The organism is Desulfonauticus autotrophicus (assembly GCF_055381725.1).
Genome location: NZ_AP042395.1, coordinates 774,370 through 795,441 on the forward strand (window position 1 = coordinate 774,370; position 21,072 = coordinate 795,441).

Annotated in this window: 21 protein-coding genes, 1 tRNA gene and 3 pseudogenes; 18 read left to right on the forward strand and 7 right to left on the reverse strand. The window is 38.5% G+C overall.

All coding sequences use genetic code 11. The features are described 5' to 3' along the window. Positions 1–23 precede the first annotated feature (23 nt). The 6 genes and pseudogenes from ACZ42F_RS04500 to flgF all read right to left on the reverse strand — a co-directional run bounded on the left by ACZ42F_RS04500 (position 24) and on the right by flgF (position 5,274). Positions 24–908 (reverse strand): peptidoglycan DD-metalloendopeptidase family protein, encoded by an 885-nt coding sequence (locus tag ACZ42F_RS04500; RefSeq protein WP_464279911.1) that lies wholly within the window; start codon positions 906–908, stop codon positions 24–26. A gap of 1 nt (position 909) precedes the next feature. Beyond that, a pseudogene (locus ACZ42F_RS04505) lies at positions 910–2,003 on the reverse strand (flagellar basal body P-ring protein FlgI). 9 nt (positions 2,004–2,012) lie between these two features. Further along, positions 2,013–2,741: a flagellar basal body L-ring protein FlgH gene (locus ACZ42F_RS04510; RefSeq protein ID WP_464279912.1), complete on the reverse strand. Its 729-nt coding sequence runs from the start codon at positions 2,739–2,741 to the stop codon at positions 2,013–2,015. A gap of 12 nt (positions 2,742–2,753) precedes the next feature. Further along, complete coding sequence (gene flgA, locus ACZ42F_RS04515) at positions 2,754–3,692, reverse strand: flagellar basal body P-ring formation chaperone FlgA (RefSeq protein ID WP_464279913.1); 939 nt, start codon at positions 3,690–3,692, stop codon at positions 2,754–2,756. Next, on the reverse strand, positions 3,692–4,471 hold the full coding sequence (gene flgG / locus ACZ42F_RS04520) for a flagellar basal-body rod protein FlgG (RefSeq protein WP_029968953.1): 780 nt from the start codon (positions 4,469–4,471) through the stop codon (positions 3,692–3,694). Before flgG ends, flgA begins: the two co-directional genes overlap by 1 nt. Before the next feature lie 26 nt (positions 4,472–4,497). After that, on the reverse strand, positions 4,498–5,274 hold the full coding sequence (flgF, locus tag ACZ42F_RS04525) for a flagellar basal-body rod protein FlgF (RefSeq protein WP_464279914.1): 777 nt from the start codon (positions 5,272–5,274) through the stop codon (positions 4,498–4,500). A 153-nt stretch (positions 5,275–5,427) separates the two neighbouring features. Between flgF and ACZ42F_RS04530 the strand changes: the two genes are divergently transcribed. The 18 genes and pseudogenes from ACZ42F_RS04530 to ACZ42F_RS04615 all read left to right on the forward strand — a co-directional run bounded on the left by ACZ42F_RS04530 (position 5,428) and on the right by ACZ42F_RS04615 (position 20,187). Next, positions 5,428–5,503 (forward strand) — tRNA-Gly (locus tag ACZ42F_RS04530). 135 nt (positions 5,504–5,638) lie between these two features. Further along, positions 5,639–6,028, forward strand: a complete 390-nt coding sequence (locus ACZ42F_RS04535) for a ribosome maturation factor RimP (RefSeq protein WP_464279915.1) — start codon at positions 5,639–5,641, stop codon at positions 6,026–6,028. A 16-nt stretch (positions 6,029–6,044) separates the two neighbouring features. Continuing rightward, positions 6,045–7,280, forward strand: a complete 1,236-nt coding sequence (gene nusA, locus ACZ42F_RS04540) for a transcription termination factor NusA (RefSeq protein ID WP_464279916.1) — start codon at positions 6,045–6,047, stop codon at positions 7,278–7,280. 4 nt (positions 7,281–7,284) lie between these two features. Continuing rightward, on the forward strand, positions 7,285–7,509 hold the full coding sequence (locus ACZ42F_RS04545; RefSeq protein WP_464279917.1) for a YlxR family protein: 225 nt from the start codon (positions 7,285–7,287) through the stop codon (positions 7,507–7,509). Continuing rightward, complete coding sequence (locus ACZ42F_RS04550) at positions 7,502–7,834, forward strand: translation initiation factor IF-2 N-terminal domain-containing protein (protein ID WP_464279918.1); 333 nt, start codon at positions 7,502–7,504, stop codon at positions 7,832–7,834. The genes ACZ42F_RS04545 and ACZ42F_RS04550 overlap by 8 nt, the downstream gene beginning before the upstream one ends. Positions 7,835–8,474: 640 nt before the next feature. After that, a pseudogene (gene infB / locus ACZ42F_RS04555) lies at positions 8,475–10,283 on the forward strand (translation initiation factor IF-2); the annotation flags it as partial. 111 nt (positions 10,284–10,394) lie between these two features. After that, positions 10,395–10,571, forward strand: a complete 177-nt coding sequence (locus ACZ42F_RS04560; protein WP_464280197.1) for a DUF503 family protein — start codon at positions 10,395–10,397, stop codon at positions 10,569–10,571. 2 nt (positions 10,572–10,573) lie between these two features. Then, positions 10,574–10,891: a 30S ribosome-binding factor RbfA gene (gene rbfA, locus ACZ42F_RS04565; RefSeq protein ID WP_464279919.1), complete on the forward strand. Its 318-nt coding sequence runs from the start codon at positions 10,574–10,576 to the stop codon at positions 10,889–10,891. Beyond that, complete coding sequence (locus tag ACZ42F_RS04570) at positions 10,881–11,837, forward strand: DHH family phosphoesterase (RefSeq protein WP_464279920.1); 957 nt, start codon at positions 10,881–10,883, stop codon at positions 11,835–11,837. The genes rbfA and ACZ42F_RS04570 overlap by 11 nt, the downstream gene beginning before the upstream one ends. Beyond that, positions 11,834–12,294 (forward strand): annotated as a pseudogene (locus ACZ42F_RS04575) (pseudouridine synthase family protein); the annotation flags it as partial. The gene ACZ42F_RS04570 and the pseudogene ACZ42F_RS04575, both read left to right, overlap by 4 nt. Before the next feature lie 90 nt (positions 12,295–12,384). Then, entirely contained in the window at positions 12,385–12,726 is a 342-nt protein-coding gene (locus tag ACZ42F_RS04580; RefSeq protein ID WP_464280198.1) for a hypothetical protein, read from the forward strand. 24 nt (positions 12,727–12,750) lie between these two features. Continuing rightward, positions 12,751–13,020 (forward strand): 30S ribosomal protein S15, encoded by a 270-nt coding sequence (gene rpsO, locus ACZ42F_RS04585; protein ID WP_464279921.1) that lies wholly within the window; start codon positions 12,751–12,753, stop codon positions 13,018–13,020. Positions 13,021–13,083: 63 nt separating this feature from the next. Further along, the gene (pnp, locus tag ACZ42F_RS04590; RefSeq protein ID WP_464279922.1) at positions 13,084–14,697 is read left to right on the forward strand and encodes a polyribonucleotide nucleotidyltransferase; all 1,614 of its coding nucleotides are present in this window, start codon (positions 13,084–13,086) and stop codon (positions 14,695–14,697) included. Then, on the forward strand, positions 14,694–15,263 hold the full coding sequence (locus ACZ42F_RS04595; RefSeq protein ID WP_464279923.1) for a S1 RNA-binding domain-containing protein: 570 nt from the start codon (positions 14,694–14,696) through the stop codon (positions 15,261–15,263). The genes pnp and ACZ42F_RS04595 overlap by 4 nt, the downstream gene beginning before the upstream one ends. Before the next feature lie 13 nt (positions 15,264–15,276). Beyond that, positions 15,277–15,513, forward strand: coding sequence for an FmdB family zinc ribbon protein (locus tag ACZ42F_RS04600; protein WP_029965434.1), 237 nt, complete (start codon positions 15,277–15,279; stop codon positions 15,511–15,513). Between the two features lie 221 nt (positions 15,514–15,734). Further along, positions 15,735–16,394: a DUF2703 domain-containing protein gene (locus ACZ42F_RS04605; protein ID WP_464279924.1), complete on the forward strand. Its 660-nt coding sequence runs from the start codon at positions 15,735–15,737 to the stop codon at positions 16,392–16,394. Between the two features lie 276 nt (positions 16,395–16,670). Then, on the forward strand, positions 16,671–18,296 hold the full coding sequence (gene hcp / locus ACZ42F_RS04610; RefSeq protein ID WP_464279925.1) for a hydroxylamine reductase: 1,626 nt from the start codon (positions 16,671–16,673) through the stop codon (positions 18,294–18,296). Positions 18,297–18,447: 151 nt separating this feature from the next. Continuing rightward, complete coding sequence (locus ACZ42F_RS04615; RefSeq protein WP_464279926.1) at positions 18,448–20,187, forward strand: YgiQ family radical SAM protein; 1,740 nt, start codon at positions 18,448–18,450, stop codon at positions 20,185–20,187. Here ACZ42F_RS04615 and ACZ42F_RS04620 read toward each other — a convergent pair. Beyond that, the gene (locus tag ACZ42F_RS04620; RefSeq protein ID WP_464279927.1) at positions 20,184–21,056 is read right to left on the reverse strand and encodes an NAD(P)-dependent oxidoreductase; all 873 of its coding nucleotides are present in this window, start codon (positions 21,054–21,056) and stop codon (positions 20,184–20,186) included. The genes ACZ42F_RS04615 and ACZ42F_RS04620 overlap by 4 nt on opposite strands. Positions 21,057–21,072 lie beyond the last annotated feature (16 nt).

A 21,072-nucleotide genomic window follows, 5' to 3' on the forward strand; every position in this document is an offset into this window, starting at 1 on the left:
CTTTTTCCTCTTTTTTAATTATCTTAAGCAGTTAAAGAGTTATCTTCCTTGTTTTGCCAGGCCAGAGGATCTAAGGCCAGTTCACCTTTTCTAAGTTCAAAGTGTAGATGGGGACCAGTTGATCTGCCACTACTTCCAGATAAAGCAATTTTTTGGCCAAAACGCACAAACTGACCTTCTTCTACCAACAATTTGGAGTTATGAGCATAAAGAGAAATAAGTCCATTTTTATGCTTGAGGATAACGGTTTTGCCATAACCTGCCTTTTCTCCTGCAAAAATTACCTTTCCTGACCAGCAGGCTTTAACTTCAGTATTTTTTGGCACTGCAATATCTATCCCGCTATGCCAGGCCTTCTGACCGGTAAACGGATCAATTCGCCATCCAAAGGAAGAGCTTATTTCTCCCTTTACAGGCCAAACAAAGTTTTCCCCTGGTCTTTTATCAGGTGCAAGGCTCTGGGGAAAAGCAACAATGCCTCCCTTAGGGCTTTGCTTTTGCTCAACTATTTTCCTGGCCAATCTATCCACTTGCTCATCTATATTTTGGGCTTCTTTGTCTACTACTTCAGCAGGAGAATTTAAATGCTGTACTCGTTCCTTTAGTTGTTCAAAAATAAGCTCGCTTAAACCTATTCCTCCACTTTTGGCCATAATTTTACTCAACTCTATATCAAAAAGGCTTAAATACATATCCTCTTCTTTGCTATGTAAATAACCTTCTTTAGGTACAGTTTTGCGCATTTGTTCCCAGATTTTTTGCAAAAAAATAGCTTCAAAATCCTGAGCTACTTCTTTTAATTTTTTTAGTTCTCTTTGATTTTGCTGCTTATGAGCAATATTTACACTCTTTTCTGTAGCCTTTTCTAAGGCTATTTTACCTAATTTAAGAAAATAATCTGTTTTCATTTTAGATTATCTCTAACTTAGCGTGTAAAGCTCCTGCAGCTTTCAGGGTCCTTAATATAGAGATTAAATCTCTAGGTGTAGCACCCATGGCATTTAAACCTTTTACCAGTTCTTGAATAGTAGCTCCCTTTAAGAGAACAAGATTCTTTTTTCTTCTTTTACTCCCAGTTGAGTTCTAGGCACTACAGTTGTTTCTCCCTGAGAAAAACTTTCTGGCTGAGAAACCTGAGGCAATTCCTGCACCACTATGTGTAAATTGCCATGGGAAATGGCTACTGGAGAAATGGTTACATGCTCTCCTAACACCACTGTGCCAGTTTTTTCATCCACTACAACCTTAGCTGGAGTATCTGGATTTATTTCTAAATTTTCTAAGGTAGCTAAAAAGGGTATTAAGTTGTTTTTAAACCTTTCAGGAATCTTTACTTTTACAGTGGAAATATTGGGAGCAGAAGCCAAGGGAGCATTAAAACTACTATTTATTCGGTTTAAAATTTGATTGGTGGTAGAAAAATCAAAGGTTGCTAAATTTAAGGTAATCTCTTCTTGCTTGGAAAAATCAAAGGGAATACCTCGTTCCACAATAGCACCACCAGGAATTCTAGCCACAGTGGCAATATTTTTGGCAGCAGTAGCTGCCTCTCCTCCAGCAGAAAAACCTCCCACTGCCAGGGAACCCTGAGCCAGGGCATAAATTTTACCATCTATACCTCTTAAAGGAGTTTGCAATAACACCCCACCCAGCAAACTACTGGCATCTCCAATGGAAGAAACTGTTACGTCCAGTTTACTACCAGGTCTGGCAGAAACAGGCATTTGAGCTGTAACCATCACTGCAGCTACGTTTTTTACCTTAAGGGAGTTTCTATCCACTCTTACTCCCATATTTTCCAGCATATTGACCAGAGACTGAATGGTAAATTGGGTATTACTCTTATCTCCTGTACCAGAAAGTCCCACCACCAGACCATAACCAATAAGCTGGTTGGTGCGCACGCCTGAGACCTGGGCAATATCCTTTATCCTTACTCCCAGCACCCAGGAACTAGAAGAGAAAAGGAAAACAGAGACAAACACCAATATTCTTTGCCACATACGAAACTCCTAAAAAGGCCAGATATTATCCAACAATCTGGTCAACCAACCTGGTTTTTGCTTGTCTGCCAAAATCCCTTCACCATATATTTCGATTTTGGCATCAGCCAAATAATTGGAAGAAATGGAATTATCAGCAGCAATATCTTTTGTTCTGGCCAAACCTCGAACCACAATAATTTGGGTTTCTCCATTCACCCTGATTTCTCTGGCTCCTTCAATCTGCAACAGGCCATTGGATAACACTTTAACCACTCTAGCAGCAATACTGGCAGTAATATCTGATTCGCGTTTGGTTTCTCCAGAACCATCAAAGGTAGAAGCTGAACTGGCTTTTACTAAAGGAGTAGAGCCCACTGCTGCTCTTGGGCCCAGATTGGGACCAAATCCCAGAACAGAGCCTACAGGAACTGCTCGCATGTTTTGTTGGCCAAAAAAATTCGTTACTCCCAGGTTTAAAGTAGACTCTTTGTTTGCTTTGGTAGAAGCTTTATTCTTAGCTGAAACAGTTTCCACAATATTGACCACCACAATATCTCCAACCTGTCTGGCCCTGCTATCAGCAAAAAGCAAATTAACTTCCCCTTCTTTAAACAAACTGCCAGGGTTTTCTTCTGGCTGGGCTACCTCTTCCTGGGGCAAGGGAGATAAGGCAGGAACAGGAGCAACCTTTTTTTGACTGGGAGCACAAGCTCCCAAGATAAAACAAAAAACTAAAATAAGAGCTAATCTTTTCATTGTCTCTTCTCCCTAAAATACCCTGATTTCTCCAGAATTAATGACCTTGCCTATTATTTTGCGTTGACTATCCATATTTTTCACCACAATCTTTTCCCCTAAAAAACCATCTTCTAAAGCTATGCCTATTCCTTTTAAAAGCACACTATTACCCTGGTAAACAATAGTTACCTTGTCTCCTTTACTTACAACTGGAATGGGCTCTAACTTATCCAGGGTAAGTACTTCTCCCACTCCTAAACTTACTCGCAGCCGATAATTAAAATTTTTACCATTCCAGATATCTTTAGAAATATAAGCCAAGTTTTTTAATTTATAAGTAATTACAGCAGGATTCAAAGGTTCACCTCGATTCAAAGGAGCACCCAAAACCGGAACACTTTTCCACACATCAACAAAAACACTGCCACTATAACTTCCCCTTTTTTGGTTAAAAGCATCTCTTACTTCTGCTACCACTCCATTTCTACCCACCTTGGGTCGGCCGACAATTTTTATTTTTAAATGCTCTTTTTTATTTAAAAATATAGCTGAAGAAAACATGAAATCCCTGAAATTTACTTTTTCTCCTTTAGCAACAAAGATGGGCAATAACTCTTTCTGAACTAAATGAAAAATATCCTGAGGAGATAGAACCTTATCTGCTTTTTTCAAAACAAGACGAGAAGGATATATAAGCTTACTAGCAAGAGAGCCTATATGGAAAGCAAAAGCTTTATTTACTTCCTCTTTATTAAGATAATAAACCCTATTATCTTTAACTTTAAAAATAATCTTATCCTTTAATTTTAACCATAAGCTATCAAGTTTATTATTTTTATACACCAAATCTTGAAAATAAAACACTCCACTGGGAGTAGCTGCATATTCTTTAACCTTAAAAAATTCCTCTCCCTGACTATAGCTAACTAGACCCAAGCAAAAAACTAAAGTAAAAAAAATCCTTCTCATTATCTCTTCATTTGATTGGCAATCTGGAGCATCTGGTCAGAAGTAGTAATGGCCTTTGAATTTATTTCAAAAGCTCTCTGGCCAACAATCATGTTGACCATTTCTTCTACCAGCTCCACATTGGACATTTCTAAAAAACCCTGGGCAATGGTGCCCACATTATTTTCTCCTGGAGTACCTTCTGTGGCTTCCCCTGAAGCCTCAGTGGGTAAAAACAAATTGCGCCCCATACTTTTTAATCCACTGGGGTTAATAAAGGTATATAGGGGAATATCTGCAGAAGCCAGTTCATTGCCTTCTTTATCCAGGGCAGCAATATGTCCGGTTTCTGTAACCACTATATTTTGAGTCTCTGCAGGCACAGTAAATTCAGGCTGCAATACATAGCCATTGGCTGTAACCACTCTACCTTCACTATCCAGTTTAAAAGCTCCAGCCCGGGTATAAGCTGGCTCACCATTTACCATTACCTGAAAAAAACCATCTCCTTCTATGGCCAAATCCAAGGGATTACCGGTATTTTGATAATCACCTTGAGAAAAGAGCTTGTGCACACTCACAGGTCTGACTCCCATTCCAATCTGCATACCCACAGGAATTCTAGAACCCTGGTTTTCCACTCCAGCAATTTTTAGATTCTGGTACATTAAATCTTCAAACTCTGCTCTACTTTTCTTAAAACCAATGGTGTTTACATTGGCTAAGTTATTGGCAGTAACATCAATATTTAGCTGCTGGGCAATCATTCCTGTGGCTGCTGTCCATAGGGATCTCATCATATTACTTTCTCCTCTTTAATAAAAACTTATCTTGTTGTTCCCACATCTCTTATGGCCTTTTGATCCTCTTCCTGAGAGATAGTCATGGCCTTTTGTAAAGATTCAAAGGTCCTTAAGGTATCTATCATGCTCACCATTTCCTCTACTACCTGTACATTGGAATCCTCTAAATAACCCTGCTTGACCAAAGCATTTTCCAGAGGGACTTCTTGAGCTTTGTTTCCTTCAATATATAAAAGATTCTCTCCTTCTTTTTTTAAACTTCTTAAATCTGTCACGGTAACTACAGCTAAATTACCTATGATATCTCCATCCACGCTTATTTGTCCCTTTTCATTAATGACAATTTGACCGGTTTCAGGAAGTTCAATAGGTCCACCTTCTCCCAAAACAGGATATCCTTGAGCAGTAACCAGATTGCCACTTACAGGGTCTCTGGCAAAACTACCATTGCGAGTATACCTTATGCCTCCTGGAGTCTGGACTTTAAAAAAACCTTCTCCTTCAATAGCTACATCTAAAGAATTGCCAGTAAGCTTTAAAGCTCCTTGATTAAAGTCCACATAATTTCCAGTAAGACGAGTTTCTGACACGAGATTGGCCTCAGGCCAGGGCACTACTGGCTTTAAGGAAGTATTGGGGTCCACATAATCAGAGGCAAAACGGGTAAAAACATCTGCAAAAGCGGTTTTTTCCCTTTTAAAACCTACTGTGTTTACATTGGCCAAATTATTGGCAATTATATTCAAACGAAATTCCTGGCTTAAGGCTCCAAAAAGGGCAGAATACATTCCCTTCTGCATTTTTTACCTCCTTGTTGGTTCAACTAGCAAATAATAGACCAATACCTTTAAAATTAATCTTAAAAACAAAAATAAAATCCAAAAAATATACAAAAATAGGCTGTTTTCTCTTGACAAGACCCAGACTATACTGATTATAAATAGTTGCTTCGAGCGGGTGTAACTCAGTTGGTAGAGTGCAAGCTTCCCAAGCTTGGAGTCGCGGGTTCGAATCCCGTCACCCGCTCCACTCCACCCAAAAAAGGTAAAAGATGGAGTGGACCCCTTTTCGGGTCCACTTTTTTTTAAGGAACAAAAAAATGAATATTGAAGAAAAATTAAAAGAAATCATTCAACAACAATGCCTTATAAACCAGGTTGAATTATGGGGACTAGAGATATCTCTACCCAAAGGAAAAAAGGTATTATTAGAGTTTATGCAGATAAAAAAGAAGGTATTAACATAGATGAACTGGCTAAACTAAGCAGAGACATTGAAGTTGTCCTGGATATAGAAGAAATGATTCCCAATTCTTATGTTTTGGAAGTATCTTCTCCAGGATTAAATAGAAAATTTTTTAAACCAGAACAACTAACTCAATATCTTGGACAAGAAATAAAAGTTAAATTAAAAACTCCATTAAATAAAAGAAAAGTAATCAAAGGCAACTTAAAGGAAGTAAAAGAAAATATTTTTACAATTGATACAGGTAAAGAAAATATAGAAATAGATTTTTTTGAAACAGAAAAGATAAATCTAGAATATAAGTTCTAGAGATAGGAGTAAAAATATGAGTACTGAATTAAAAAAAGTAATTGAACAAATATCTAAAGACAAAGGTATAGATAAAGATTTACTAATTGATACTTTAGAAGAAGCTGTAAGAGTTTCTGCTTATAAAAAATATGGTGATGATATAGACATAGAAGTTAGTTTTAATGAAGAAACCAATGAAATAGAAGTATACCAATTTAAAGTAGTTGTAGAAGAGGTCAATAATCCTCAGTTAGAGATTTCCTTAGAAGAAGCTAAAATTCATGATGGAAACATTCAAGTTGGCGACGAACTTGGTTTCAAGTTGAAAATAGAAGATCTAGGAAGAATAGCAGCTCAATCCGCAAAACAAATCATCATCCAAAAGATGAGAGATGCCGAGCAAGAAATCATTTATGAAGAATACAAAGACAGAGTTGGAGAGATTATAAATGGTATTATTCAACGCAGAGACAAACAAGGACTAATTATTAATTTAGGTCGTACAGAGGCTTTGCTTCCCAAAAATGAAATGATCCCAACAGAGCGGTACCAGCGCAACGATCGTATTCAGGCATATATCATAGAAGTAAAAAAAGAAGGAAGAGGACCTCAAATCATTGTTTCCCGTTCTCATCCTGATTATGTAAAGGCATTATTCTTCAGGGAAGTACCAGAAGTGGCAGACGGGACAGTAAAAATTATGGCTGTAGCCAGAGACCCGGGCAAGCGAGCAAAAGTAGCAGTTATGACTCAAGACTCAGATGTTGATCCAGTAGGAGCTTGCGTAGGGGTAAAGGGCTCTCGAATTCACAACATAGTTTCTGAACTAAAGGGAGAAAAAATCGATATAGTTATCTGGAGTCCTGACATTGCCACCTATGCAGCCAATGCCCTGGCTCCAGCCAGAATATCTAAAATCTTTGTAGATGAAGAAGAAAAGATTTTGGAAATCATTGTTCCAGACGATCAACTCACACCTGCTATTGGACAAAGAGGACAAAATGTAAAACTTGCTTCCAGGCTCCTGGGATGGAAAATAGATGTCTATACTGAAACTAGATATAGTCAATTAAATGAAGATAAGCGCATCTTAGAACAATTAGCTAGTGTAGCAGAAGTTCCAATGCAAAACTTTTTAGACGCAGGATTTGAAAGTCTAGAGGATGTGTCTAATGCTAGTGAAGAAGAACTCTTACAGGTAGAAGGAGTCTCTGAAGAAAAAATAGCTGATATTAAAGCAGCAATAAATCTTTTGAGTAGTAATAAGTAGAGGAATGAAAAAAGGTCATATTCCCATAAGAACTTGTATTATATGTAAAAAAAAAGCACCTAAGTTTAAACTTATTCGCTATGTAAAAATAAATGATACATTGGTAATAGATGAAAACCAGATAAAGCCGGGTCGCGGATTTTATATTTGTAGTGAAGAATGTAAACAAAAATTAGCAAAATATAAAGGCTGGCCAAAGAAGTGTAAGGGGGTAAAAAATAATGGCTAAAAAACGTGTACGAGAATTGGCTCAAGAATTAGGAGTAACTACTAAAGAAGTAATCCAAGCAGCAAAAGAAATAGATTTGCACATAAAAAGTCATATGACTGGACTGACAGAAGAACAGGTAGAAAGCCTAACCAGGATTATTTCTTCTCAAAAGGAAAGTAAAAAAGAAGTAGAAGAAAGAAAGGCGAAAGACGGTGTAATTATTAGAAGACGTAAACGTACTAGAGTCAAAAAAACAAGCACAGAACCAACAAAAGAAGATAAGGAAAAAGAACAAAAAGAAGAAAAAAGATACACCAGAAACCAAGCCAACCCCCAAAGCTAAGATAATATCCACTCCTTCCCCGGAAAAAGTAAGCCAGCCAGAAGCAAAGGAAAAAACAGATAAAGAAATAAAAGCTAAAGAAACAGAAGAAACAAGAGAAAAAGAGCAAATTAAAAAGGAAATAGAAGAGAAAAAAGAATCTCCTAAACAGAAAGAGGAAAAACCTAAAGAATCCAAGCCAGTAAGAAAGCCAAGAAAAAGAAGAAAACCCTCCTTTCAAAAAGAAAAGGTACAGGTAAAAATCATATCTAAGCCAGAAGAAAAGGAGAAAACAGAACCCACCCAAGTAGATAAGACAACTCCGCCTGTAAAAACTCAAGAAGAAACTCAAAGCAAACAGGAAGAAAAATCTGCTCTTGCCCCTCAAAAACAAACGCCTAAAGTACAGTCAGAGCCTCAAGTGCTATCCAAAGCTGAAGAAAAAAGAAAAAGGGAAAAAGGCCTTTTGGAAAGAAAAAGAGGAAGAAGAAAAACTTTTTGAAACCAAAAAAAAGAAAAAAGGGAAAAAAGCGCTTAGAGAAAAAAGTACCAAAAGAGTTGTAGATTTTTCCGACTATTACGAAGAAGAAAAAGAAGAAGTCTTGGAGCCAATTATAGAAGAAGCTCCTCAAAAAACTAAGCCTTCCAAGGGTAAGAAGAAAAAGGAAAAGAAGAGAAAAAAAGCACCACTCCCACTCAACTCTTAAAGAGTACAAAACGCAAAATAAAAATAGAAGAAGGCATTAGAGTCGCAGATTTAGCCCAAAAAATGGGAGTAAAGGCCCAGGAAATTATAAAGCTTCTTTTCTCTTTGGGAATTATGGCTACTATCAACCAGTCTATTGATATAGAAAGTGCTTCTTTAGTAGCTGCTGAATTTGGGTTTGAAGTGGAGAAATCTGGCTTTAGTGAAGAAGAATATCTCCAAACAGCTCAGGAAGATAAACCAGAAGACCTTAAACCCCGTCCACCAGTGGTAACCATTATGGGACATGTAGACCATGGAAAAACCTCTCTGCTTGATGCCATTAGGTCCTCTAATATTACAGCCAAAGAAGCTGGAGGAATTACCCAGCACATTGGAGCCTATTATGTAAAGACTAGCAAAGGAGATGTAGTCTTCCTGGATACTCCAGGTCACGAAGCTTTTACTGCTATGCGGGCCAGAGGAGCTCAGGTAACCGATATTGTCATCCTGGTTGTGGCTGCTGATGATGGAGTTATGGACCAGACCAGAGAAGCTATAAACCACGCTAAAGCAGCTAATGTACCTATTATTGTGGCTATAAACAAAATTGATAAAGAAGGGGCCAATCCAGAAAAGGTCAAAAGAGAACTGGCAGAACATGGCCTTATCCCTGAAGATTGGGGAGGAGATACTATTTTTACTGAAGTCTCAGCCAAAAAGAAAATCGGCCTGGATGATCTTCTGGAAATGCTCTTATTGCAGGCAGAAGTTCTGGAACTAAAAGCCAATCCCAATAAACCTGCTAGAGGTTATATCATTGAAGCCAAGCTGGACAAAGGTAAAGGACCTGTAGGCACCCTACTTATTCAAGAAGGTACTCTAAAACAAGGTGATGCCTTTGTATGTGGGCTTCAGGCTGGTAAAGTTAGGGCTATGCTCAATGACCAGGGTAAAAAGATAAAAGAAGCTGGCCCCTCCATGCCTGTAGAAATTCAAGGTTTCGACGGCCTACCCAATGCAGGAGATGAGTTCATCGTTGTAGAAAATGAAAAGGTAGCCAGAAAAATAGCTGAAAACAGACAGATAAAACAAAGGGAAAAAGAACTGGCTAAAAAGAATAAAATTTCCCTGGAAAACTTCCTCCAGGGCAAGCTAGAAGGGGAAGCCAAAACCCTTAACCTGGTAGTTAAGGCCGATGTACAAGGTTCTCTCGAAGCTGTAAGTGAATCTTTACGCAAATTGTCTACAGAAGAAGTAAAAATAGAAATTATTCACGGTGGAACAGGAGCTATCACTGAAAGTGACGTAATGCTTGCTGCTGCTTCTTCAGCCATTATTATTGGTTTCAATGTTAGACCTACAGCTAAAGTAAAACAAGTTGCTGAAAGAGAAAATGTAGAGATTCGTTTCTATGATGTTATCTATCACTTAACTAATGAAATAAAAGACGCAATGTCTGGTATGCTTGCTCCTGTTGTAAAAGAAGAATACCTCGGGCAAGCAGAAGTATTACAGACTTTTAACGTTCCAAAAGTTGGTAGAGTTGCTGGATGTATGGTTATAGACGGAAAACTTATGCGTAATGCAAAAATAAGACTACTTAGAGAAGGAGTTGTAATCTATACAGGTAAGCTTAGCTCTTTAAAACGTTTTAAAGATGATGTAAAAGAAGTTCAAAAAGGGTATGAATGTGGAGTTGGGTTGGAAAACTACAATGATATTAAAGTTGGAGACATAATAGAAGCTTTTGAAGAAGTTGAAGAAAAAGCAACTCTAGGTTAAAATGATTGTAGGTATTTTAAAGGTAACCTTTAGACTCCATGGGATATTTTCTCTAAAAGAAAAAGAAAAATATCCTCTAGTTTAAAACAAAAATTAAGGAACAAATATAACATAGCCATTGCAGAAGTAGAAAATCAAGACAGCACTGATTTCTTGACCATAGGTGTCTCTACTCTATCCAATGAGATGAGACAAACTGAAAGCATATTGTCTAAAGTAAAAGACTCTATCGAAGCTATGACTTCAGAAGAAATAGTAGAAATAAATACAGACTTTTTTGGATATTAAATATGGAAAAAAAATCTTATAAAAAAGAAAAATTAGCAGAAGCTATAAAAGAGAATTTATCTCTTATCTTACTAGAAGAATCCAATAATGAACTTTTTTTAGCTCTAACTATTACAGGAGTAAAATTAAGTAAAGACCTAAGAAAAGCAATTATTTTATATACTCATTTAGAAGGGAATAAAGAAAATATTCTGGTATCACTGAATAAAGCCAAGGGATTTTTTAGAACCAACCTGGCTAAAAGACTAAAGACAAAATATATTCCAGAACTTATATTTGAATGGGATAGTTTTATGGAGCAGATGATTTATGAAGGATAAAATTAAAGAAGTTCTGCTCAAAGAAGATAATTTTTTAATCACTGCCCATCTCAATCCAGACGGAGATGCAATTGGGTCCATGTGTGCCGTGGGTTTTTTACTACAAAAATTAAATAAAAATTTTGTATTTTACAATCAATCTCCTTTTCCTCAAAAGTTTAGCTGGTTATCTCTGCCCTCTCCCTGGTCTCAGGAATTACCCTCCAATAAACCCAACTGGTTAATTATTTTAGACAGCGGAGATAGTTTACGCATAGGAGAAGACCTTCAACCCTGGTTAAAAGATATTCCCAGCATAAACATAGACCATCACTTAAGCAATCCTCTTTTTGGAACTTTAAATTGGGTCAATCCTCAAGCTTCTTCTGTAGGGGAAATGATAGCTGAACTCTGTGCGGACTTGAATATAAAACTTGAAGACAAGCTAGCAGAAGCTCTTTATTTAGCCATCTTAAGTGATACTGGTTCTTTTTCTTATGGCAACACTACTTCCAGGGCTCACTACTGGGCAGGAGAAATGATTGCCAACGGTCTGGATGTAGGTAAAATAAATGCTCTCTTGAATCAAAATCTAACTTTAAATAAATTAAAATTAATGGCCAGGGTACTGGGCTCCACTGAGTTAAAGGAAAAAGGACAAATTGCTCTAATTAAAATAACTCAAAAAATGTTTACTGAAACCAGCACCTCTATAGAAGATTGTGAAGGATTTATTAACTATATTCGTAACTTACAAGGAGTAAAAATAGCTGCAAGTTTAAGAGAAGAAAAAGACCAGACCATAAAATTTAGCCTTCGCTCCTATGGAGATATAAATGTCCAAAAAATTGCCCAGGAATTAAAAGGTGGGGGGCATAAGAATGCAGCTGGTGGCACTCTGCCTGGGCCTTTAGAAAAGGCAGAAGAAATTTTATTAACTACTATAAAAAAGAATTTAACTATATGAAAAACATAGACGGTTTGCTGTTATTAAATAAACCCAGAGGAATAACTTCTACTGCGTGTTTGAATAAACTAAAAAGAAAGTTTAAGTTAAAAAAAATAGGTCATGGTGGGACATTAGATCCTCTGGCTACTGGACTTTTGCTGGTATTTCTGGGTAAAGCTACTAAGCTTTCTCCCTTTTTGATGCAAAGGGAAAAGGTGTACAGGGGAGTTTTAGAACTGGGTAAAACAAGTGCCAGTTATGATGCAGATTCAGAAGTAATAGAAAAAAAGACTGGTCTTATCTAAGCGCAGAAGAAGTAAAAAAAGAAGTACTTAACTGGCTCAACCTTGAAGAACAAGAAGTGCCACCCATTTCTGCTGCCAAACACAAAGGAAAACCTCTTTACTTTCGCGTAAGAAAAGGCGAAGATATCCCTGTAAAGAGGAAAAAAATAAAGATCTTTGAAGTAAAGGTATTAAAAACAGAGTTGCCCTTTGTCCACTTTTGGGTTCGGTGTAGTGCAGGCACCTATATCCGTTCCCTGGCCCACAGCCTGGGGAAACGATTGGGGTGCGGAGCTATACTTACAGAGCTTACCAGGGAAGAATGCACGCCCTTTAAATTGGAGCAAGCTTACTCCCTGGAGCAAGTCTTAGAAGAGGGACTGGAAGGAAAAGTGCTGAGCTTTAAAGAAGCCTTAGCCAACTGGCCTCATCTTACAGTTAATCCCTATTTAGAGGAAAAAATAAAAAACGGGGCCATACTAAGCCCTCTAGAACTTCCTCTTCAACCCAAAGAGGGCCTGAAGGTTCTCATCTCTAATCAAAAAGAAGAGCCTCTGGCTCTCCTGGAGTGTCAGGACGAGTTAAACCCAAGGTGGAAAATTTTAAGGGGACTCTGGAGCTAAAAAATAAAAAGGAGGTATATTGCTGTGGTAATGACACCAGAAGAAAAGGCAAAAATCATTGAAGAATTCAAAAGGCATGATGGAGACACAGGTTCTCCAGAGGTTCAAATTGCTCTCTTAACTGCCAGAATCAAGCACCTAACAGAGCATTTTAAAGTCCACAAAAAAGATGTTCATTCTCGTATGGGCTTATTAAAACTGGTAGGAAGAAGAAGAGGTCTTTTAAATTATCTCAAGAAAAAAGACATTGAACGCTACAGAGCAATTTTAGAAAAATTAAACTTAAGAAAATAGTTTAAAAGGGGCTTCAAAAGCCCCTTTTAATTCTCAATTTACAAAAGAGAGGAACGAGTATTTATGTTACAAGTTAAGACAAGTGCACCTTACGGGGAGCAAGAAATAACCTTAGAATATGGCCGATTGGCTTTACAAGCCAACGGAGCAATCTGGGCTCAATGGGGAGAAACTGTAGTTTTAGTTACTGCTACAGCCCAACCCATTGAAATACAACCAGACTTTATGCCTCTTACGGTCAACTATCAAGAAATGTCCTATGCTGCAGGAAGAATCCCTGGTGGCTATTTTCGAAGAGAAATAGGACGTCCCAGTGAAAGAGAGACTTTAGTCTCCAGATTAATAGATCGTCCCATAAGACCACTTTTCCCCAAAGGACTAAATCACGAAGTACAGGTCATTGCCACTGTACTCTCTGCTGATGCCATCCACGACCCTGATATTCTGGCCATGACTGGAGCTTCTGCAGCTCTTACCATTTCTAATATTCCCTTTTTAGGTCCCATTGCAGGAGTAAGAGTGGGATATATAGAGGGTAATTTTATCTTAAATCCCACTACCGAACAAATCACCCAAAGTGAGTTAAACCTGGTTTTAGCCTGCACTCAAGAAGGCGTGGTAATGGTAGAAGGTGGGGCCAGGTTTGTTCCTGAAGACTTGTTAGCTGAAGCCATAGCCTGGGGACAGGAACAGGCTAAGCCTATTATCGAAGCTCAAGAAGAACTCAGACAAAAATGTGGACAGGAAAAATTAGTTTTTACTCTCCCAGAAATCCCTGAAGATCTTAAAGCTGAAGTTCGTAATTTAATTTATGAAGATTTAAAACACGCCTTGAGTATTGGAGAAAAATTAAAGAGAAAAACAGCTAAAAAAGAAGTACACCAAAAGGTTCAAGAACAATTAGCTGAAAAATATAAAGAAAATCCTGAATTCTCTTCTCAGCTAAAAGAAATATTAGAAGAGCTAGAAAAAGAAATAGTCCGCCAAAAAATAGTTCAACAAAATATTCGCATAGACGGACGAGACTTAACAACAGTAAGACCTATTGAGATTGAGGTGGGTCTTTTGCCCAGAACTCACGGATCTGCTATTTTTGCCCGGGGAGAAACCAAAGTCTTAAGTATTGCCACTCTGGGAAGTTCTTCTGACGAACAAAGAGTGGAAACCCTGGCTGGAGATAGCAGCAAGCGCTTCATGCTCCACTACAATTTTCCACCCTACTGTGTGGGAGAAGTAAAACCTTTGCGTGGACCTTCTAGAAGAGAAATAGGCCACGGGGCATTAGCAGAAAGGGCTCTAGAACCTGTTTTGCCTTCAGAAGAAGAGTTTCCCTTTACTTTGCGTATTGTTTCAGAAGTAATGGAAAGCAATGGTTCCTCTTCCATGGCCACTGTTTGCGGTGGTTCTTTGGCTCTCATGGATGCTGGAGTACCCATAAAGGAGCACGTGGCTGGCATTGCCATGGGCCTCATAAAAGAGAGTGATAATTATTATGTTCTAACTGATATTTTAGGAGACGAAGACCATCTGGGTGATATGGATTTTAAAGTAGCTGGTACCAAAGACGGTATTACAGCCATTCAAATGGATATAAAAATAACTGGTATCCCCAGTGAAGTCATGAAAAAAGCTCTTTTCAAGCTAGAGAAGCTAGATTACACATCCTGGAAAAGATGAACCAGGTGCTTTCTGCTCCCAGAACCGAAGTGTCTCCTTATGCACCCAAGGTAACCACTTTAGAAGTAGCTCCAGATAGAATTAGAGATATCATCGGTCCCATGGGTAAAACCATAAAGGCTATTACTGCCAGTACTGGTTCTACTGTGGATATAGAAGAAAGTGGCAAAATCACTATCTTTGCTCCCAATAAGGAAGCTCTGGACAAAACTGTAGAAATGATTCTCTACTTCAATCAGAAACCAGAATTGGGTAAAAACTACTCTGGATTAGTCAAAAAGATTTTAGATTTTGGCGCAGTAGTGGAGATTTTACCTGGTGTTGATGGACTTTTACACATCTCTCAGCTAGCTGAACATAAGGTGAACAAGGTTGAAGATATTGTTAAAGTAGGAGATACGGTAAAGGTAAAAGTTGTAGAAATAGATGACCATGGCAAGATAAGATTAAGTAAAGTTGCTGTGCTTAGGGAAGAAAACGGGGAAGAAATAGATTTAAAAGACTATTCCCAGCCTAAGCCCAGATCAAGAAATAACTCCCGTCATCCGCACCAGCGGAGGAGATAAGAGGAGGAAGAAAATGCCCATTTTTGAATTCCAATGTGTAAAATGTGGACACATCCAGGAGTTTTTACTCAAAAATCAAAACGATACAGTGGAATTAAAATGTGAAAAATGTGGAGGCGAAGAACTAACCAGAGTACTTAGTCAAGTCTCCTACTCTGTAACCACTTCTTCTGGCCAAAAGGCCTCGATGACCAGCAAGAATTGCGGTGGCAACAGTTGTACAACCATGAGCTTCCCTGGCCCAAGTTAATCTTGGGCCTTTTTCTATTAATCTTCTAGAGTTATATTTAGTTAAAAATTTAAAGATAGCTTGTTTTAAACAAACTATACTTTACATATAATAATCATATAGTGCTATTCAGTTTGTAGAATCTTTAGCTAGTGCTATTTTCCTAAAACATATTTAATAACCTTTTTTACTATTCTCGATCTAGGAGGATAAAGTTAATAAAAATCTATAGGGAAGATCAAATGAGCAAGCCCCAAAAGGAGCAAAATGCCAGCAAAGTTCAAAAAGACTTTACTGAGACTAAGTCAGGACAAACAAGTTGTTGTTGCCAGACTTCATCCTGTGCTGAAGCTTCTAAAGACATATCCCTATCCACGCCTGCTAAGCTGGGAGTTAAGGCCAGAGAAAGTCTGGGCAACAAAAAGACCTTGAACATAGAACTTCTGGCTATTGACTTAAATACCTGTCAGCGCTGCGCCCCAACCAGCGCAAACTTAAAAACAGCTGTGCGTCTTCTCACTCCTGTGGCAGAAGCACTCGGAATTCAGCTAAACCTCCAGGAGATTGTGGTACAAACTCCAGAACAAGCCAAAAAACTGGCTTTACTTTCTTCTCCCACCATAAGGATAAATGGTCAGGATATTGCCCAGGATATTCGAGAATCTGAATGCGAATCATGCGCAGAGCTGACCCAAAACAAAATTCCAATTAACTGTCGTGAGTGGCATTATCAAGGACGAGTTTATTTTGCCGCTCCCCTGCCCCTGTTACTGGAAGCAATCATGAAGGCCATGCTAAACATAGACAAACCACCAATGGTTCCTTTGCCCCTTGCAGAATTACCAGAAAATCTCCAAAAGTATTTTAAAAATAAAAAACAATCCTCCTCAAAGTGCTGTTAAGCCCTCATCCTTTCTTGCCAATCTACCCAAAAGCTCAAGATAATTTGCTCTCTTTTACGAACTCCTTATAAAATACAACCAGCAGTCCTTCCAGCTTAAATCCCTCTCTTGCCCTTAAGAAAGAGGCAAAATAAAGCAACTATCCTTTTATTTAGAAAATTAATCATTCTCACACCCTGAAAAATTCAAAAAATAACCTTTTTTTGACTTAAATCAAAGAAATAGATTATGAATAACACTAAACCTAGACTCAACAAAAACAACAAGGAGGAAACTATGTTTTGTTATCAATGTGAACAGACTGCCCAGGGTAAAGGTTGTACCAAGATTGGCGTATGTGGAAAACAACCTGATACCGCAGCTCTGCAAGACCTTTTAATATACGCTCTTAAAGGCTTAAGTGAAGTCAGTCTCAAGGCTAAAGAACTGGGGATAGACACCAGCAAAAACGACAAATTCCTATTTGAAGCCATTTTTGCCACTCTCACCAATGTAAACTTTGACTCTCAGGATATTTCCAGGTTTATTCAGGAAACAGTAAGATTAAGAGAAGAATTAAAAAAGGAAATCCTGGCCAGGGAAAAGGTAAAATTTTCTGAATTAGCCAATTTCCAACCTGCTACCAGCTTGGAAGAACTGGTAAAACAAGGAGAAGAGCATTCTCTTTTAGCTGAAAAAGATCCCAATGAAGACATTGAATCCCTGAAACAAACCCTTACCTATGGCCTTAAGGGCGTAGCAGCTTATGCAGATCATGCCTATTTACTGGGGCAAAAAGACCCAAGTATTGCTGACTTTTGTTACCAGGCCCTGTTAGCCACAACCACTAAAGATAAAACCCTGGAAGAATGGGTAAATCTGGTCCTGGAATGTGGTAAAGTAAACTTAAAGGCCATGGAATTCCTAGATGCTGGCAATACTTCCACCTTTGGACATCCAGTGCCTACAAAGGTGCCTCTGGGGCACAAAAAAGGCAAAGCCATTTTGGTCTCTGGGCATGACCTTTTGGACCTCAAACTTTTGTTAGAACAGACCAAGGATAAAGGGATTTACATCTATACTCACGGTGAGATGCTGCCTGCCCATGGCTATCCTGAACTCAAAAAATACCCCCACTTTTATGGCCACTACGGAACTGCCTGGCAAAATCAACAAAAGGAATTTGCGGCTTTTCCCGGGGCTATCTTAATGACCACCAATTGTATTCAAAAACCCCAAAAGACCTATCAGGAAAACATTTTTACCACTGGAGTAGTAGGCTGGCCAGGAGTGGAACATATTGGAGAAGATAAGGACTTTACTCCAGTAATCGAAAAAGCCCTTGCTTTGCCAGGGTTTGCTGAAGATGAAGAAAAAGGTGAAGTTATGGTAGGCTTTGCCCGAAATAGTGTCTTATCTGTTGCAGACAAGGTTATTGAAGGGATAAAAGCTGGTAAAATCAGACACTTCTTCCTGGTAGCTGGGTGTGATGGAGCCAAGCCCGGCAGAAACTACTACACCGAATTCGTGGAAAAAGTGCCTCAGGATTGTATTGTTCTTACCTTAGCCTGTGGTAAGTTCCGTTTCTTTGACAAACAACTGGGAGATATTGACGGCATTCCCAGACTTTTGGATATTGGCCAATGTAATGATGCCTACTCTGCTCTCCAGATTGCTCTGGCTCTGGCCAAAGCCTTTAACTGTGATGTCAATGACTTACCTCTTTCCTTAGTGCTTTCCTGGTATGAACAAAAGGCCGTGGCTATTTTACTTACCTTACTGGCTTTGGGTATTAAAAACATCAAAATAGGTCCTAGTTTGCCTGCTTTTATTACTCCTAACGTCTTAAACTTCCTGGTAGAAAACTATAATATCAAACCCATCTCCACTCCAGACGAAGATCTAAAAGAAATCTTAGGCTAAGACCCTTAAAGGGGAGCTTTAGCTCCCCTTTTTTAATTCTCTAAAAAAAGCCTATCTCTTCTCACAATAAAAAAACAAAGAATCTTTTTAAAAACTTTACAACCGTTCTTAACCCTCTTATTGACTACCTAAACAAAATAGCAAACCAGTTATGTTTATTCCTATTAGCAAAGAAGAACTCAAAAAGTTAAACTGGCCCCAGCCAGATATAATCCTGGTTACAGGAGATGCTTATATTGACTCCTCCTTTATTGGAGTAGCCCTTTTGGGTAAATTTCTTATCAAACACGGTTATAAAGTAGCCCTTATTCCTCAACCAGACTGGAAGTCAGGTAAAGACATCACCAGATTAGGAGAACCCAGGTTGTTCTGGGGGGTTACTGCCGGGTCAGTAGACTCCATGGTAGCCAATTATACTGCCATTGGTAAAAAACGCAAAACTGATGACTATACACCTGGTGGTATAAACAATAAAAGGCCAGATAGGGCTTCTATAGTTTATACCAATCTCATCCGTCGATACTTTAAAAATACCAAGCCTATTGTCCTGGGAGGAATAGAAGCCAGTTTACGCCGCATTGCCCATTATGATTTTTGGTCAGATTCCCTGAGACGCTCTATTTTATTTGACGCCAAGGCTGATTATTTACTCTATGGCATGGCTGAATACTCCTTACTGGAACTAACAAGGGCCCTGGAACAAAAGCAGGAAGTTACCTCTATTCGAGGACTTTGTTATATTGCCAAAGAAAAACCAGCCTCTGGAATTGAACTGCCCAGTTATGAGGAAGTAAAAGCAGACAAAGAAAAATTTACTCAAATGTTTTTGACCTTTTATCAAAACCAGGACCCAGTTAAAGGACAAAGGCTAATTCAAAAACACCAGGACCGGTACTTAGTGCACAACCCTCCTTACCCTGCCCTCACCCAGGAACAGATGGATGAGATTTATAGCCTTTCCTTTGAAAACAAGGCCCATCCCCTACATCAAAAACAAGGAAAAATTAAAGCCCTGGAGACCATCCAGTTCTCCATAACCACCCACCGTGGCTGTTATGGTGAGTGTCATTTTTGTGCTATTTCCATGCACCAGGGAAAAATAATTCAAAGTAGAAGTGAAAAATCCATTTTAGCAGAAGTAAAATCCCTTATTAAGCATCCAGATTTTAAAGGTATTATCCAAGACCTGGGTGGACCCACTGCCAATATGTATGGATTTGAATGTAACAAAAAACTAAAAAAAGGCAGTTGCTCGAACAAGCGTTGCCTTTTTCCCCAACCGTGCCCCAACTTACCTCTAGACCACACTCCTCAAATCAATCTTCTTAGAAAAGTTCGAAAAATCCCTGGAGTAAAAAAAGTCTTTGTTAATAGTGGACTGCGCTATGACCTTATTTTAGCAGATAAAAGGGCTGGTGAAACTTATCTTCAAGACCTGGTAAGCTGGCACGTCTCTGGCCAGCTAAAAATAGCACCTGAACACGTGGCAAAAGAAGTATTAGAAATCATGGGCAAGCCTGATAATCAAAACCTGTTAGAATTTAAGCGCAAATTTGATGAATTAAGTAAAAAAAAAGGGAAAAAAGCAATTTTTGACCTATTATTTCATTGCTGCCCATCCTGGCTGTACAGAAAAACATATGTATTTATTAAAAAAATTTGCCCTAGACCAATTAAAAATCAATCCCAGACAGATTCAAATATTTACTCCAACCCCTTCTACCTTTTCTACCCTTATGTATTTTACAGAAAAAAATCCCTTTACTGGCCAGAAAATAAAGGTAGCCAAAACCTTCAAAGACAAGCAAAAACAAAAAGATATTGTTCTAAAAAGGACCAAAAAAAGGGAGACCCAAAAAATATAAATTGGGACTCCCTTTTTTTTAGTTAGCTTATCATTTTTTGCAATACCTTATACACAGCAGCAAAGTCTTCATCACCCCAACCATTTTCTTCACCTATCCTGAAAAACTGCAAGGCTGTAGTTGCTTCTGGGATAACCGCTCCTGTTTCCTGGGCAGTTTGAAAAACAAAACGCAAGTCTTTACTCATGTGTTTTAAAGGAAATTGTGGAGTAAAATTTTCTTCTAAAAATAAATCCTTTTTCAGTTGAAACAAAAGACAATTCAAGGCTCCAGAATAGAGTACTTCCAGCATGGTTTCTTTGCTTAAACCACCTTTCTGGCCAAAGTGAATCATTTCTGCCATTCCAGCCATCATCACACCCAAAAGCAGATTAATGGCCATTTTCATCATAGAACCCTGTCCCACAGGACCGCAGTAAACCACCTTTTTACCCATTGCCAGCAACACATCTTCTACACCTTTTACTTCTTCTTCTTTTCCTCCAGCCAGAATAACCAGCTGTCCATCTTCAGCAGGCTTTTTTGAACCAGAAACAGGAGCATCAATAAATTTAACGCCTGTAGGTTCCAATTTTTGGGCTAATTCTTTGGTATAAGTGGGAGAAACAGAGCTCATGTTAATCAAGTATTTCTGGTCAGTTAAAGCAGAAAACAATCCCTCTTTGCCAAAGATAACCTGATCAATGGCTTCTGGGCCAGTTAACATGGTTATGATAACTTCACTCTCCTGCGCTACTTCCAGAGGAGTCTTTACTGCTTTTGCCCCTGCTTGAGTTAAGCCTATGGTTTTGGCAAAAGTTCTGTTATATACAGTTAGCTCAAAGCCTTTTTTTAAAATATTTAAAGACATGGGAATACCCATAATACCCAGGCCAATAAAACCAACTTTTTTCATTTGTCCCTCCTTATTA

Coding starts and splice junctions, on each gene's coding strand:
- ACZ42F_RS04500 (WP_464279911.1), bottom strand. CDS start 908: ATGAAAACAGATTATTTTCTTAAATTAGGTAAAATAGCCTTAGAAAAG.
- nusA (WP_464279916.1), top strand. CDS start 6,045: ATGAGTACTGAATTAAAAAAAGTAATTGAACAAATATCTAAAGACAAA.
- flgA (WP_464279913.1), bottom strand. CDS start 3,692: ATGAGAAGGATTTTTTTTACTTTAGTTTTTTGCTTGGGTCTAGTTAGC.
- ACZ42F_RS04535 (WP_464279915.1), top strand. CDS start 5,639: ATGGGGACTAGAGATATCTCTACCCAAAGGAAAAAAGGTATTATTAGA.
- hcp (WP_464279925.1), top strand. CDS start 16,671: ATGTTTTGTTATCAATGTGAACAGACTGCCCAGGGTAAAGGTTGTACC.
- flgG (WP_029968953.1), bottom strand. CDS start 4,471: ATGATGAGATCCCTATGGACAGCAGCCACAGGAATGATTGCCCAGCAG.
- rbfA (WP_464279919.1), top strand. CDS start 10,574: ATGGAAAAAAAATCTTATAAAAAAGAAAAATTAGCAGAAGCTATAAAA.
- ACZ42F_RS04570 (WP_464279920.1), top strand. CDS start 10,881: ATGAAGGATAAAATTAAAGAAGTTCTGCTCAAAGAAGATAATTTTTTA.
- flgF (WP_464279914.1), bottom strand. CDS start 5,274: ATGCAGAAGGGAATGTATTCTGCCCTTTTTGGAGCCTTAAGCCAGGAA.
- pnp (WP_464279922.1), top strand. CDS start 13,084: ATGTTACAAGTTAAGACAAGTGCACCTTACGGGGAGCAAGAAATAACC.
- ACZ42F_RS04545 (WP_464279917.1), top strand. CDS start 7,285: ATGAAAAAAGGTCATATTCCCATAAGAACTTGTATTATATGTAAAAAA.
- ACZ42F_RS04510 (WP_464279912.1), bottom strand. CDS start 2,741: ATGAAAAGATTAGCTCTTATTTTAGTTTTTTGTTTTATCTTGGGAGCT.
- ACZ42F_RS04600 (WP_029965434.1), top strand. CDS start 15,277: ATGCCCATTTTTGAATTCCAATGTGTAAAATGTGGACACATCCAGGAG.
- ACZ42F_RS04595 (WP_464279923.1), top strand. CDS start 14,694: ATGAACCAGGTGCTTTCTGCTCCCAGAACCGAAGTGTCTCCTTATGCA.
- ACZ42F_RS04620 (WP_464279927.1), bottom strand. CDS start 21,056: ATGAAAAAAGTTGGTTTTATTGGCCTGGGTATTATGGGTATTCCCATG.
- ACZ42F_RS04550 (WP_464279918.1), top strand. CDS start 7,502: ATGGCTAAAAAACGTGTACGAGAATTGGCTCAAGAATTAGGAGTAACT.
- ACZ42F_RS04615 (WP_464279926.1), top strand. CDS start 18,448: ATGTTTATTCCTATTAGCAAAGAAGAACTCAAAAAGTTAAACTGGCCC.
- ACZ42F_RS04605 (WP_464279924.1), top strand. CDS start 15,735: ATGAGCAAGCCCCAAAAGGAGCAAAATGCCAGCAAAGTTCAAAAAGAC.